The organism is Bacillus sp. AK031 (assembly GCF_053903065.1).
On sequence record NZ_CP096424.1, the window covers coordinates 2,034,385 to 2,050,883 of the forward strand.

Genomic DNA, 16,499 nt, shown 5'->3' on the forward strand with positions numbered 1-16,499 from the left:
CTTAAGATAATCAGCTTTTTTCAAACAAGGGAGAGTGTTTTTATCCTGAATTGAAAATTAATCAATTGTTAAGAGTTAGATATTAATACCTCTATTTTTCATCCTGTTATATGTAGTAAACTATTTCCCTTCCAACTTCAAGGTCATATTTTAATTGGAAAAAGGTTAACTTAATCTAGTGGTCAGATGGAAATTTGATGCAATTTTTGTAGAAGAACGATAAGGTGGAAAAAATTTGTTGGTAATTGAAGATAAAAGTAAAAGTAGTGGTAGACATAAATCAATAAACTCTTAGATCCACTTCTTGGAATCACCAACAATGTTCATCCTGAAAGTGAATAATTCCTGTTTATATTAAGGTATTAAAGACACCCTTGGGAATACATTTTCATGTTGTTGAATGTTCTTATCCAGATTCAAGGTTAGAATTACAGCTTTAATGAACTGTCTGTAAAAATTTTATCATTTTATATCACCCGCTGAATTTTAAAGCAATAATTAGGAAACTTAATATCTAAATTAAGAGAAAGAAATTTAATTACCATAATATTTTAAGAAGATAAAACGTTTAGTTTAGCATTAACACTAGGAATTTTTGATACACATAACTAATAAAAAGGAAAAAGTTGACAAAAGGGAAATATTGGTGCTAATTGGTTTAGATTGTCAAATATGAGATAATAAAGTTACTTCTTTTCAATTGAATCTCCCAAATTTAGTGGTAGTTAAAATCATAATTTTCAAAAAAATAGTATATTCTATTTATTTCGCTTGGAATGTTAAAGTTTAGATAATTAAAAGAAGATCGAATAATTGGGGTGGAGCAATAGTGGGTAATGAATACATAAATTATTTAAATTCTTTAAATAATGCTAATAGTTCTAATGAAAATGCCTTGGCTGAAGCACAAATTACAAATCCTTTTTATGAAAAGATTAGGGTTGAACGTAGCCTAGGGATATATTTAGCAGAAAAGTTAAAAGAAAAGCCTGTCTCAATTATTTTAACAGGTCATGCTGGTGATGGTAAAACAAGTTTGGTATATCAAATTTTAAGGCAATTCAATCTTATTAAATCGAACGAAGATCTAAAAGTACATGATGAAATATATTCAGAAGAGTTATCAAAATCGATATTTTATGTAAAAGATATGAGTGAGCTTCCAAAAGATGAACAAGTTGAATTGTTACATAAATCATTAAAAGCAAGTGAAGAGGGGAACTCATCGTTATTGGTTTCCAATACAGGTCCATTACTTAATACATTTAATAGAAAATACAATAACGAAGAAGTTGAAATGAAACTTCTTAAATTAATGGATGAAAATTCAGGAGAAATATCTAATATCGAAGGAAATGAAATCCTCCTGATTAATATGGCGAGGATCGATAATGTCATTTTAGCACCAAAACTATTTAAGAATTTACTTGCAGAAAGTCTATGGGATAAGTGTGATGAATGTTCCAAAAAGCAGCATTGTCCTATTTTTAATAACTATAAAGCATTAAATAATAATCTAGAAAATGTTAATAATGTTATCACTTCTTTTTACAGATGGATGTTTGAAAACGATAAAAGGCTAACTGTTAGGCAGACACTGTCCCACCTTTCATATACTATTACAGGTAATTTGGCTTGTGAGGAAGTAGAAGAAAATGATACTTCATTTAATATCCTAAATAAATTTAAATTCCACTCATCCAACTTATTCTTTGGTTATGTCGGTATGAATGAGGACGAAGATGCAAAACAAATTAAAGCTATTAGAGAATTACAATACTTAAAATTAGACTCAAAAGAGTTAGAAAATGATTATTCCTTCTTTGTGAAACATAATTTTGAATTTTTAAACTTAGATGTCAGAAAAATTGCTGAACCGATTTGGACTAAATATACAAGACAATATTCATATCAATCCTTGAATCTGCTTACAGAAAAAGAGCCTTTTGAACTTCGTAAGGCTCTTAGAAGGATGCAAATACTTTTTGGTAGATATGATGAAGCAAGTATTTCTCGTTTACTTGCCAATTTATTTTCACCTATTTTTAGTGAATACCTTTCGAATAGAAGCAAAAAAATTGGAACTCGGGAGAATAGGGAACTTCGAAATAAGGTTATCAAAGCTTTATATTTTCTTTTTGTAGGAACATTTAATGGATTCAGTTCTAATGATGCAATTTATTTACCTTTAGTAAGAATAGGAAGTGGATTCCAAAACGTTCAATTACTTCAAGGAAGAATTGAAAAAAGGGACATAAAACTACAACAAAAGTTTATCAACTCAAAATTTGATGAAGAAGAAAGCCATTTTATTTTAGAACTGAAAGTAGCAAAGTTAGCAACTACTTTTCCCATTTCTCTTATGTTATTAGATTATTTAGATAAAATTTCAAAGGGTTCTGTTTCTACGAAAATAAACCCTTCTTTAAGCCATGGAATAGATACCATGAAGTCAAAACTTTATGAGGTTTACAAGTTTGAAGAAGCTAATACAATTGAAGTCCTGGTTCATACAAACCTGGGTCCAAAAGTAATTTCTCTCGAGGTAGACAATGATGAGATGTTTATCGGATAAAAAAAGGGGCGAACTTGATGGAGCATTCTAATGTTTTTCCACCTGGAAATTATCGGGATATAAAAACACACAATTTACAAATACAAACATATGGTCAAAGAATATTTAGAGACCAGACTTTTTATGAGTATCTTTTAGAATTTTTATTAGTATTTATCTCTGAAAAAGGTAATGAATCTAACAATTTGTCGGATAAGGGCTTTTCTTTTCCAACTAGTATCCAAGAAGAAAAGATATCTTATTTTCCTTATCCCCGTATGGGTTTAAAAAGATTTGTTTTTTTGAGTAGAAGTGAACCTGATAAGAGGTTTGATGTGGATACAGATGCGCTAGAAGATCATAGAGATTTCTTGAAGAGTAAAATTAATATTTCTGATCCTAATTTGGATAGTGGATTTATTATGGATATTCTTCAAGACCTGTTGTATGGATTTAATGCAATTATAGGAAAGCGCTCTTGGTTTGCTCAGTCATTATTACCAGTTGCACCAGAATTAATTTTCAGCGAGGCAATAGGAAGTAAAAAGCTGCGAGAGAATATGGAATATGAGAATTACGAGTTAGAAGTTGATTTTGGTTTTGAGTTTAACCGTAGGAGTTTCATGGCTCGCGGTGGAGAGGTTTATTATTTGCATGTATTGCAAGGGCTAGTTGGACAAGATGAATTAAAAAAAGAGATAGAATCACTACTTACTGAGCTAATAAAAGGTGTTCCTCAATTAAGTATCGTCTCTAATTTTATCCAGGGAGCATGGGAAGAGTACCATTACCCTGAAAATAGCCAAGAGCCATTATCAATAAAAAAGACAATGGAGTGGGTACCTAGTAACTATAGTAAACGTGCTCACTTTACAGTTGTAGAAATGAAAAATTTATTGAGTTCTTTAATTAATCCCTTAGAAAAAGTTGACCTTCTAGGTTCATTGATAATTTTACAAATAATGAGAATGATGAGCCTTCAGGCTGCAATAAAACTAGAAAATCAAGATAACATGGAATGGGTAGTTGACCTTACTGAAGATACCCATGGACAAATTAGAAAGATAGCAACCAGTTCTTATCGAAAAGTAGAAGAAAACGTATTTAGAGCTGTTCATACCGCTGACTTAAAAACATATATGGATAATTCTCCTAGAGAGAGGTCAGAAACAGAGATCTTGGAAGATGCTTCTAAGGATACAAACCGACTCATTAGGAAGCTAGGTAAATATATTGATTTCATTGTCCCTCCAAAAGGAGCGCAAATGAGGTTTAGTTTAAATGAAAATCTTGTCAAATTACTTGTAATTATTTTAATTAAACCAGGAGAAAGAATGTTGTTGAGTACTTTTTTAGAAAAATGTTATGAACATTTTAAGATTATCATTGGACCACAGGAAGCGAAAATACACTGGAGTCAAAATCAAGATTTTGATTTGTCTCCTTTTAATGAAAATTCAGATAAGTTACAACAAATGCTAAAAGACAGTGGTTTTCTGAGAGATATTTCTGATGCAACTTCTATCGTGGAAAATCCTTTTATGGGGTGAATAAATGAAAACGTATATTAATGAAATTAACAGTATATTAGACAATAAAATAAAGAATAATTCTGAGTCAAAACACTTATTTAGGTTAGATTATTTTGTTCACCCTGATGTTTATCTTAATATTTGTTCGATATATAAAAGAAAAGCTAAAACACTAGGGTTTAATTTTACAGCTAAAATATCCCCGGGACAGTTTGAAGAATATAAAGAATCCTCAATATATAAACAATACCTAGATGACTTTTATGATAACAATTATGTCGACTTAAGCAATTCACTTACTAAATGGCGAAACGAGTGGACGCAAGGGCTATCTGGTATAGTTTTTTTAATGGGGACAGAAAATGTCGAGGATAAAGGAGGACTACATGACTTCTATACTGTTTCTCCAAAATCGGTAGAGAAAAATTTAGGTGACAACTATAGTAAGTGGTTTTATGAGCTAATTGATATTAATGATCAAGATGAAATTATGGTCATTAATAATTTTTTCAGTCACTTATTTAGAATCGTACCAAAGGATTTATTTAAATTAAGTCAAATAATTGAAGAATTAAAAGGCGATTTTAAAATAGAAGTCAAAGAATTAATTAATATAATGTGCAAAAGGCTTTGGAGAGATTGGGGTTTACCTTCAATATACTATGTAGAGGATAAAGAGATAACAAAATTAAAAAAAGGCAGAAAGTTTGAGCTCTTAACAAAATCCACAAAGTTTATTAATAGAGAAGAATATAAAGATAGTTTGAGTAAGAGTAAATTTAATAAATTAGAAAAACAATTTCAGGGATTCATCGATGAAAATCCTGAAATAATTAATTCTAACTTAGATATGATAAAAGAGGAATTTTCTTCATTTGAAGAATTCAAAGATGGAATCTTCAAGTATTTTCAAGGGAAAGATATAGATACTTTAAGACCTAAGCTTTCAAGGATGGATTTTAACTTTATAAATGCCATTCTTGATATAAAAATTAAAAAGGATACTCCTAAAAAAGATAAGGTAATGTCTGTATACGGTAATCCATTACAAGCTTACTCCAAGATGATAATTAACACATTGAAAAATATCAATGAGAATTCCGATTTCCCTTTAGTTGAAGATGAATTTCTTTTTCTTGTATCTGTAAAAAGCATTACTTTTGCAGATACACTCAATAACGATGAGGATAAGTATGAAAAATGGTCAAAATTGTGTCAATTTACCAATGGTCTTTTAGATTACATTAATGCTGAAATAGAAGATAAAGTTTCAGTTCGATACTCTGCTGAAATGGAGTATTTTAGTTTAAATAACTTTCCAAACGTTAACAACATTAAGGTTGCGAGCTCTACACAAAAGCTTTCAAATGTAGTATTTGAAATTAGTTGTGGAGAATATATAAAATATTCTTTTAAGTGGATTTTTAGTACAAATGACTATTGGTTTCAAACATTTGTTCATTTAAAAGAAATTCATAAAAAAGTAACCGATTCACCTTCTTTACCAATATTCTATACAAAAAACCTAGGTAGCTTGCTTGAATCTACTGATAAAGAATCATTCCACTTCCAGTTAAGTGGTTCAGATTTAGAAGTAGTCAATATTCTAAATAGATTCCCGAACGAAATAAGAAATGGAATTTTGTTTTCTAAGTTGTTACATCTAATTAAACCTTTCGAAACTTTTATCCAGTCATTACATGAGAACGGATTGTTTAATACAATAACTTCAGCTAATAAATTGATTGGTGTTTACATTAAGGTAATAAATGAAATATCTGAATCAATTACGGACTTGAATTCCGTTGAGAAGGAGCACTTGAATCTCATTTGTAATTTATTCTACATAGTATCAAATGAAAATGCTGCTTACTCAAACCTAAAATTAGAAGGAGCTATTATTCCTCCTTATCACCCAGCATTTTTAGAAAAATTGATTGAGCAACAATCTTTTCAAAGAAGAGGCATTGGGCTGATAATTAATGAGTTGTTTGAGAATAGAGAACTTTCAACCTCTTTTATTGAAAACAAAATAAAAGAAGTTGAAAAGCAATCTACAATTTTATCTGCTGTAGATACCATAATTTCAGAAAATGAAAGTTCACGTACCCCAAAAAATGTTTTAGGTTATTATGCACTGCACGGTGAGATTACTTCGGATATAGCTATCTATAACCAATCCATGTTAGATACAGACCTTGTATTTGACGAGGATTTTGATACAAAAGAAATGCTTTTAGATACTGCGCTTTCTAAGCTAATTACTGAGCAAATAAATGAGTACGTAAAAATATACCCAGCACATACAGATTCCATAAAAATTACTTTTTTGAATTTTTCCAACTTGCAACCAGTTATTGCAGGTTTGCATAATTTTGTGAATGGTTTGCAAGGAATTAACCATAAAATCAATTTAAGATTGCAAATAATTGCTAAGAAGGGTTCTCATTTAGGGAGGAACTATATCAACTTTTGGTTAGATAACTTTTTTAATGAAAACGATCCTGTACTTATTGAGACATACTTTAATGTTATAAATCTTGAGGGAGTTCAGAGTAATGAAGTCAATGAAGAGCTGTTTGAAAGTGATATAACCTTTCTAGATAACATTCTGATGACAAGCGGCATTATATATGAAAGAACTGGAGAAAAAACCATTGAACCATCAGAAACACGTTTCCCAATGGTATTTCATCCAATTCCTGTGTTGAAAAAGAATCTTACTAAAAACATTTCAATCAGCCAAAAGCAATTTCAAGCCTCTTACAGTCATACCCAATTATCACATTGGATTGAAAGACCTCATAACATTAAAGATACCTATAGAGTTGAGAAAGAGTTAGTTTTCCCCGATAAAATGGATGAATTAATTGAAATTTTACACTTAAAATCTAGATGGCTGGTTACTTTAGATTCGGGATTAGACAAAGCTTTCTTAAAAGAAGAAAATGTAATAAGTTTTTCTACAGGTGAAGGTGCCTTTGGAGAGTTAAATATGACTATTTCTTCCTCTCCAGCAGTAAGGATGGACTTAGAAGAAAAGTTAACTAAAAGACTAAAAGCTTTATTTCCGTCCTGGTCGCAAGAGAAATGTGTTTTAGCTGCTAAATATTGTGTGGAAAAGTCACATATTCTAGACGGTTTGAAAATTATGAAAGCTCTAAATCCTCATGATTATGAAATTCATAGCTTCCTATCAAGCCTCCTATCTTATGAGTCGTTAGGTATAAATAATTCAGATGAAAACCATTTCATCAATAATTTTATATCTTTGGATTCCTATAAACACTGGTTTTATGGTGAGCCGAATAGACCAGATTTTCTTAAGATCGTTGTAAACAACACTTCACATGATGAAAAAGTAATAATAGATGCATCACTAGTAGAATGTAAAATGGGAAAGTTTAATGAAGTACACATTAATAAAGGAGTACAACAATTAAGTAATGGTATTACTCACTTAATGGAGAAATTCAACCCGAATTCAAAGGACCATAATAGGAGATATTGGTTCTCCCAGCTTTACCGAATGTTAGCTTTCTCTCCAATGAAAATTTCTGAAAGTGAAAAGGAGAGCATTAAGCTTAATCAACACTTACTAAAGGTTCTAGAAGGAAAGTTTGAAATTAATTGGAGTGCTAAATTAGTAACTTATTGGTTGGATTACAATAGTAAAACAATTGAAGAGAGAGAATTTGAACTTGAGTCCAGTGGGGTGAAATGCAAGCATCTCTCATATGGTCAAGTATATGTACAAGAAAACCTTTTACCTTTTGGATTAAGAGAGAACATCCAATTTGAAGATCCAACTAGTTTGGAGATATCTTTAGTGGCAGATGATGAAGTTGGAAATGATGTTGTGATTAGGGACAATCTTGATCATCTAAGTGAGCTTCAATTTGTAGATACAATAGAAGAATCTAATTCAAACGAATCAGATAAGAGAAAAGAATCTAAACAGGAGTACAATACTAATACTGATGTGAGTGTTGGGGATTCAATGAGTGTATTCGGATCTACTGATGAAACCGAGTCACCTAATATTAATGGGAAAACAATTTTTGAGAGCATAAAGGAGAAGAAAAAAGACACTACATCATCAGAAACAATAGAAGAAATAAAAGAAGAAACAACAGAAAAAACCTCATCAGAAACAATAGAAGATACAACAGTTGGAAATATCAACGAAGGCAAGGGTTCTTTGGAAAATATTAGAATATTGTTGGGTGAGGAATTAAGAACCAAGAGAAAGATATACTGGGAATACGGTCATTCTCAATTAGAGAATAGACACATTTTAATCTCTGGAAAATCAGGTGTGGGTAAAACTTATTTTATGCAGTGTATGTTACTTGAATTAGCTAGTAATAATATTTCTAGTATAATCTTCGACTATACTGATGGTTTTAAAAAATCAAAATTAGAACCAGAATTCAAGGAATATTTAGGAGATAAAGTTGAACAATTTCATATCCAATTAAAGCAGTTTCCTGTTAATCCCTTTAAGAAAAACCAAAAAGAGATAGATGAAGACTTATTCAAAGAAGAGGAAAATACCGATGTTGCAGAAAGAATGAAAAGTGTATTCTCTGCTGTTTATAAAGGAATGGGAGATCAACAAGCTAATGCCATCTATAGGGCCACAATGAAGGGATTAGAAAAATACGGAGATAAAATGAGTCTGAAATTTCTAAGAGAAGAGTTAGAGGCAGATGGTTCATCAAATGCTAAAACTGTTCTAGCAAAAATAGAACCTTTGATAGACCGAAACCCTTTTGATGCTGAATCCGAATATAACTGGGGAACCCATAGAGGTAAAGAAGGTATAGTGTTTATTGTACAACTTTCAGGATTCACTAGAGAGGTTCAGTTAATAGTAACTGAATTTATATTATGGGATTTGTGGAATTATAATTTATCTCATGGAGATAAATCAAAACCTTTCCCAGTTATCTTAGATGAAGCTCAAAACCTGGATCATAGTGAAAATTCTCCAAGTGCCAAAATACTGACTGAAGGAAGAAAGTTTGGATGGTCTGGATGGTATGCAACTCAATTTATGCAAGGTCAGTTAAATAAAGATGAAATACAAAGACTTCAAAATGCCAGTCAGAAAGTATATTTCTCTCCTCCAGAAACAGAAATTAATGATATTGCCTCTTTCTTGAGTACGGAAACACAGAAGAAGAGAGAGTGGGCCAAGCGATTGTCTAATTTACCCAAAGGTCAGTGTATCGTTTCAGGTCCAGTATTAAGGCAGGATGGTAATCTCGAAAGAATATCACCAATGATAGTTAACGTAACTCCTTTAAGTGAAAGGATAAAATAAAATGAATTTATCACTAAATTTTCATCAAACATTTGCTCCCGAAGTAGAAGCGATTGCACAACTTGTGCAATTTGCTTCTACATATAAAAATGAATTTTACACCAAAGAAGAAATTTCTCAATATACTTCAATTCCCACTGGTAAAAGTTCAGGAAAAGTAGTCCCGCATCTAGGGTACGCTGAAGCGATGGGGCTAGTTGAAATTGAAAGGAACGGAACGAAATACAAAATCACTCACACTTCACTAGGAGAACTTGTAAGTGAAGAGGATCCATACTTAATTGAAGGAATCACAAATCTATTATGTCATTATAATTTATCTGCAATTAACTCAAAAGCAGAAATGTGGTCTTTTATTTTCAATCAAATAATACCTAATCAAGGCGTCGAATTAACTAATAACTCATTGAAGAGCTCACTAATTAGAACTTTTGAAGTTAATGATATTAACTTAAGTCCTTTTCGTACATGTTACACTGCTGAACGGAGTTTTGGTAATTTAGGTATTTTGGAGATTGATGAAGAGAAATATTTTTTTAAATCCCACAAGGTTGATAGAACCTATAAATATTTATATGGCTTTCTTTTAGCCTCTGTCTGGGAAAAATTAGTACCTGAACAAAGTGAAATCACATATGATACACTCACAAGAGAGTTAGGGTTTGGCTTCCCATTCTTATGGGATGAGGCTAGTTTAACTGAAGTCTTAGAAATTCTCCAAGAAGAGAGGATTTTAGTTATAAACAGACAGTTAACTCCAGTAACTTATATAAAGCAAGTTTCATCAAAATCTTTATTAAATAAAATATATAGCCTTCTAATTTAGGGAGTGATTTAATGGAACATCAATTAAAAGATATAATTCGCTTTAAGAAGGAATTGTATTTCAATGGAGCTGTACAAGTAGATTGGTTCTATAATGATAAAAAACAGGAAGAAGTTTCAAAAAGTTTTGTCTTCCATGGTCCAGAGTATTTTGGAGTTGGCGAAGATGATATAACATTTAAAAGTCATCGATTAGTAGATACAGCTTCCTTTACAAATATTCTTGCAAACAAGCTTTATGGTGAAAGTACTGACTCCAATTTTTTTATGACAATAGCTCCTTATGGAACAGGAAAATCTCATTTAGCTGTGACCTTAGCAAGTTTATTTAGTAAACAAGACAATCTTCAAAAAACAATTTTAAATAATATTAAAAAAGTAGATAATAATTTAGCTACTGAAATAAAAGATTACTCTTTAAAACCAAATATTGTTTTAGTTCTGAATGGGATGAAGGATTTCAATCTAAATTATGAAATTCTTAATGCTACTCAGAAAGTTTTAAAGATGAATGAAATAAATGCTGAATTTTTAAAATCATTAACAAAATCATATGACATTGCTAAAAATTTTGTTAATAATACATTTGAAAATTATAAAGAATTATATGAAAAAAATGCCATTGAATTATTAAGTAATGCTGAAACTGGGAATTTAAAAGACTACTTAACGGAAAATATAATTCAAGACGCTAATGCTTTTGAAGTAATAAATAATGTGTATTTTCAAATTAACGGAATTTATATTCGATGGGATGAAGGCGTCTCTGCAGGTGATGTATTAACTAAAATTGCCGACACACTTTGTGGAGATAGGGGAAAATTTAATAAAGTTATAGTTTTATTTGACGAATTCGGCAGGTATATTGAGTTTGCTTCTTCCTATCCTACAAGAGCTGGAGATTCAGCATTACAACAAATATATGAATCTGTTCAAGATAGTGTAGATAAAATTATATTTGTAGGTTTTATACAGTCAGATTTAAAATCCTATTTAACTCGTGTGGATAGAACAGCAAACATTAACAGGTATATAGGAAGATTTGAGGCAAGTGAGAAGATACATCTGTCTTCAAATTTAGAAACAATATTTGCAAACCTTATTGAAAGGAAAGACATCAGTACGTTTAAGAGCTTAATTGCAACAAAGTTTGAAAAGCAAAACAATGAATGGAAGAAATTTCATGAAGATTTCTCTTCTTGGCAACCTCAAGCAATAACTTCTAGTGTTTGGGGGTCATATAATCATTTTAAAAAGGTAGTTCTAGAAGGCATTTTCCCTTTACATCCATTAACTTCATGGATGCTTTCGAACTTATCATCATGGTTACAACAGAGGTCCTCACTAACATTTTTGGAGAGACAAATAGATGAGTATGCTAATACGGAAATAAATGAGTTTGGCGACTTACCACTTATTCCAGCGACTAGGATTATCAGGTCAGAATTTTTCAAGGAGTTATTAGCAGCAGAACAAGAGGGTAGAAAGCAGAGTGAGTATTGTATTTTATATAATCAAATCCTTACCAAATATGGTGACAAGTTTGATGAAAGACATAAAGAAGTCCTTGCTGCCAATTTAATAGTTAGAATTGGAAGGTTTAAAACTAAGTCACTTAATGAAACAATACAAGCAATTAAATATACTACAAATATTAGTTTAGCTGAAATTGAATCAGTAATTAGTGAATTGGAACACGAATTTGGAGTAATTAGTTATGACGATAGTTCACACGTCTTTGACTTCATTGCAGATGCTACTGGGATAAACGATTTTAAAAGGTTAATCAATAGTAAACGTAGAAAATTAGATATTAATATCAATTTGGTATTAGATAATTTGTCAAATGAAACACTTCCCTTAGAAACAATGGAAACATCATTTGGTAGGAAAAATCAAATAAGTACACGTGAGTGGCAATTTGAACAACAAATTGTCCATATAGATGATGTTACTAATTCTTTCTTGTTGAATCTTAAAAACGATTTTGAATATTCGACTGCACCTGACAAACCCAAAGGTAAGTTATTGTGGCTATTCATCCCTTCTTCAGTAGAGTCAGAAAAGTTAACCTCTCTTTCTAAATTGCTAGAGAGATTTAATTTTGAGCATATGCCTATCGCATTCTTTGCACTAGATGATAAAGAAGAAAAATTTTCTAATGCTATCTTTGATTATCAATTATCGAATTTATTTACAGAACAAGAAAAGGTGAAATACAGCAAGTTTATTCCTGAATTTAAATATAAGGCAGAAGGGCTAGTAAAGGATAGGTTTAATGAACTTGTATCAAGTAGAATTATTTTAACAAAAAACGGGTTAGAAAAAGCTAATAAGAGACCAAAGCTCTACTTCGATGAACTTTTTGACAATTTATATAAAGATGTTATTCCCTTTCCTTTTACTGAGTTCTCCAATAAAACTTTGGGAAAAGGGAAAAAGAATCTTTCAAGGATTGGAAGATTAATATTGTCAGGTGCAGCATTTCAGTTTATTCATTCTGAAACAACGGAGATAAAAAACAGAATCGAAACTGTTCTTTTTGAAGGACGTATGGGATCTTGGGGAATTTTGAATTCTGACTATCAATTTGTTTCTCCTACAAACTTAAAAGTTAGAAGAATATTTGAAGACTTGGATAATTTATTAGAAATGTATGAAAGCCTTTCAATTGATAAGATATTTGAAAAATATCAAAAACCTCCTTATGGTATTAATGACTTTGCATTAGCATTACTTGTAGCTACTTATCTTATTCAAAGAAGAATAGAGGCGAGAGTGGATATAACTGGTCAACGTCTTAGATTAGAAGAATGGGGAAATCAAGTTTTTCAAGATAAGCAAGTTGACTTTAATTCTTTGTTTGAAACGACAATTACAAAAGTTGACCCAGAAAAGTTAGCAGGAAAGTATATTAATCTGTATAACAAGGTAGAGCGTAATAATGATATTGATAAATGTCCAGAATTATTAAAGGAATATGAAAAGCTAAAACTTGAAGAAGATGTTCCAGAAGAATTAGCAGATAAGTTAATGAATCTAGATCTTATATTAAGAGAAGGATTAAAATTGTACGACTCAAACACTCGTCTATTTGGAGAATTAAGATCAAAGTTATCAAGTGGTAGTAAAGAACCTGATTTCAAAAAAATATTTGAAGTATTAGATGGATGTAGTGAAATTGAGGGTGGCATCAATGATTCAAGCAGATATGTTTACAATTCTGTCCATATAGATGAAGCAGAAAAAATGACTGAACGATGTCATGGAATTATTGAACATAACTTCGATAATTGGCTAAGCCGTTTAAAATGTTTAAGTTATGCTCAAGTATCTGGTTTTGAAAAGTGGGTAAATCACTTGATTGATTCATTTTCCAGATATGGTTATAAGCAAGAAGGACGTAAATTAAGGTCTAAACTTCAAGAGATTCTTGACAATTTAAATGTAGTTAGACAATTAGAAAATATAAATGAAACAGTAGACAATTATTTGAAGAACAACAAACCAAGCAAGTTATCTGGTTATGATGAACTAATTAAAATGAAGAATTCAGGACAGGAAATACTAGACCTTCTTAAAAATGACAAAGCTGACAAAAAGTATAAGGCTGAATTTTTTGAAAAAGTAGAATCCCGTATCAAATTAATTGAGAGTATGCTTGATGCATTGGCTGAAGAAATTTCAAACATTTATGACTCAATGTTTGAGTTACAATGTGTTACTGATTGTGAAAATTTCCTACTTAATGCTAAAAGGATTTTAAGTAAGTCTATTAACGACGTAGATAGAGAAGGAATTGAGGAAGCAGCAAACGATATTCAAAATTTCTTAAATGAATATGCCACTTTTGAAATTTATAAAGATAACAGAAAAGATTTATTTATAATAATGGATAGTTTTTCCGAAAAGTGGTTAAACAAAGAGTCTGATATTGAGTTTTCACCTATAATTGAATCAATTAAAAATGAATATCTTAATCTAATCAACCACTCAGAAGAAAAATGGATTAAGAGGTATATAGAAATTAACTCACAAGTAACACAATGGGATGCATCCGAATGTTCCACTTGGTTAGAAACCACAAAGGTTATACCTGCTTTTTTGAAGGAGTCGACAAAGGAGGATTTAAAAGAAGTTAAAGTATTAGTCAATAAAAGATTAAATGAGCTTTCAATAGATGCAGTTATAAGCCTATTTGAAAACCTTTCAGAAGAGCAAAAAGTTTCTTGTCTGGATCAACTGAAAACTAAATTAAAAGTTCAACAATAGGTACTGTTATATTTAAAATTAAACACCTAGCTTCTACTAGGTGTTTTTTCTTTTTAAGAATAACCAATTTTCACTTGAAGTTGTTCAGTGTATCATCCGATCCTGAATAGTAGTGATCGGTAACAAAATACTTAAGGAATAATGAAGATGATAAATTTCTGTAAGGTGCTGGAAATCATTTTACATAAAGAATTATTGAGAATAAGTGAAAAAAAGGAAATTCTATATTACAATAAAGAGACAAATATATTAATGGTAGGTTTCGTTGTAAAACCATTAGGAGGGTAAATTTTTGAAAGGGAACTCTTTTGTTAATTATTTAGATCAATTCAACGTATTGTCTCCAAATCATGCAAAAATTTATGATGAATACACAATTGATCCAGGTAGTGAGAATTCGTATACATTTAAAATTGACACTAAAATCGAAAAAACTCTTGTAACTCTTTTTGAAAATGATCCACAGAGCATTATACTGACGGGTAATGCTGGTGATGGAAAAACGAGACTATGCAGGATAGTCTATGATTACTTTAATGAAGATAACTTAGAAAACTGGCCGGAAGATGGTATTGTGGAATTCTCTTATAATAAAGGGAAAATCAGGATTGTTAAGGACTTATCTGAGTTAAAAGAAGATATTATCGAAAAAGAATTATTATATCTTCAACGACTTATTGCTTCAGAGAATCACGAGAATGTTTATTACCTTATAGCAGCAAATGAGGGGAAATTGACTAAATTCCTTTCGCAATATCCACAGCTAGATCCTTTACAGGATCAGGTATCTGCACGCTTTAAATCTCATAAGAATAATTCACACGATTTCAGTATCTTTAACTTGTTGGATGTTACATCTTCTGTATATGTAGAAAAGGTCTTAACTGAATGGAATAAAGTTGAGAATTGGGAAGAATGCCAGGAGTGCCCATTTAGTAATCGATGCGTTATTCATATGAATCATGAAAGAACTTCTAAATCGCACATTCAGGACAAGATCGTTGAACAATATAAGTTACTGGACTATTTAGATACACATATCACCATGAGAGAAATGTTGATTCATATCAGCTACATGCTTACTGGCGGATTTACATGTGATGACATTCGAAATGCTAACTATAAGGAAATTGAAAATCAAACCAAAAAGCCGTATTATCAAAATTTCTATGGGCATGAGTTGGATGAAAATGCCTTTTCTGAAATGAAGGCTCTAAAAGTATTTAAAGCTTTAGACCCAGGTGTTTATTCCCATTCTTCAATTGATGATTTTATTATTAATGGAGATATTAATGGAGATGCTGAATCAGAAAGAGCTCACAGCTTATTGATAGGTGACTCACTTGACCTACAGTTAGGTTATTTCAAGAAAAAGTTAACTTTGTATCGTGACTATGATGTAGATAAAGATCATGCGATTGTTAATGAGTGGATACCTAAATTAAGAAGGAAGTACTTCTATGAATCAGAAAGTGATGATTCTAATCAGCTTCTTCCTTTTGAATATGTTGATGAATATATTAAGTTATTTGATAATCCTAAGGCACAGACACTAACAAAGAAAGAAATTGTAAATGGTCTAAATAGGATTTTTTCCGGCAGGCTTACGGAAACCAACACCAAGCATTTATTTGCAACCAATAAGAATCTGATGATTTACGAGCAATTCAGGTTAAAAGAAGTGGATATTGAACAAGAAAAAGAACGGGCAGATTTAGATAGGATTCCCTCCAATTTTAAAGTATCGGTTCGGGATGAAGTTTCTTTAAGTATGAATCTAGCAGTTTTTGAATATCTGATGAGGGCAAGTGGAGGCGGAACTCATAATGTGCTGCAACAAGAAGCAGAAATCCTGATTGATACATTTAAAAACGAATTGATTAGAATTAGTGAGCCCGAAGAATATGTATTAAACATCTTAAGGTACGAAAACAAAACAGGACTCTTTATAGATGGCGAAATAAGTTTGTTATAAAGGAGACATTTA

6 protein-coding genes are annotated in these 16,499 nt (G+C 31.0%); all 6 read left to right on the forward strand.

All coding sequences use genetic code 11. The features are described 5' to 3' along the window. Positions 1 to 829: 829 nt before the first annotated feature. The 6 genes from M1E09_RS10450 (at position 830) to M1E09_RS10475 (ending at position 16,487) form a co-directional block, all read left to right on the forward strand. Complete coding sequence (locus M1E09_RS10450; protein ID WP_456274766.1) at positions 830 to 2,575, forward strand: hypothetical protein; 1,746 nt, start codon at positions 830 to 832, stop codon at positions 2,573 to 2,575. Positions 2,576 to 2,592: 17 nt separating this feature from the next. Beyond that, positions 2,593 to 4,104: a hypothetical protein gene (locus tag M1E09_RS10455; RefSeq protein ID WP_456274767.1), complete on the forward strand. Its 1,512-nt coding sequence runs from the start codon at positions 2,593 to 2,595 to the stop codon at positions 4,102 to 4,104. A gap of 4 nt (positions 4,105 to 4,108) precedes the next feature. Further along, positions 4,109 to 9,415 carry an ATP-binding protein gene (locus M1E09_RS10460; protein WP_456274768.1) on the forward strand — a complete coding sequence of 1,769 codons (5,307 nt, stop codon included), beginning with the start codon at positions 4,109 to 4,111 and terminating at the stop codon, positions 9,413 to 9,415. Position 9,416: 1 nt separating this feature from the next. Next, complete coding sequence (locus M1E09_RS10465) at positions 9,417 to 10,241, forward strand: DUF4007 family protein (RefSeq protein ID WP_456274769.1); 825 nt, start codon at positions 9,417 to 9,419, stop codon at positions 10,239 to 10,241. 11 nt (positions 10,242 to 10,252) lie between these two features. Further along, positions 10,253 to 14,512, forward strand: coding sequence for a hypothetical protein (locus tag M1E09_RS10470; protein WP_456274770.1), 4,260 nt, complete (start codon positions 10,253 to 10,255; stop codon positions 14,510 to 14,512). Positions 14,513 to 14,804: 292 nt separating this feature from the next. Next, positions 14,805 to 16,487: a hypothetical protein gene (locus M1E09_RS10475; RefSeq protein WP_456274771.1), complete on the forward strand. Its 1,683-nt coding sequence runs from the start codon at positions 14,805 to 14,807 to the stop codon at positions 16,485 to 16,487. Positions 16,488 to 16,499: the final 12 nt, after the last annotated feature.

What these genes read in the sequence shown, in the direction of transcription:
- M1E09_RS10455 (WP_456274767.1), top strand. Translation starts at nt 2,593, where the DNA reads ATGGAGCATTCTAATGTTTTTCCACCTGGAAATTATCGGGATATAAAA.
- M1E09_RS10460 (WP_456274768.1), top strand. Translation starts at nt 4,109, where the DNA reads ATGAAAACGTATATTAATGAAATTAACAGTATATTAGACAATAAAATA.
- M1E09_RS10465 (WP_456274769.1), top strand. Translation starts at nt 9,417, where the DNA reads ATGAATTTATCACTAAATTTTCATCAAACATTTGCTCCCGAAGTAGAA.
- M1E09_RS10470 (WP_456274770.1), top strand. Translation starts at nt 10,253, where the DNA reads ATGGAACATCAATTAAAAGATATAATTCGCTTTAAGAAGGAATTGTAT.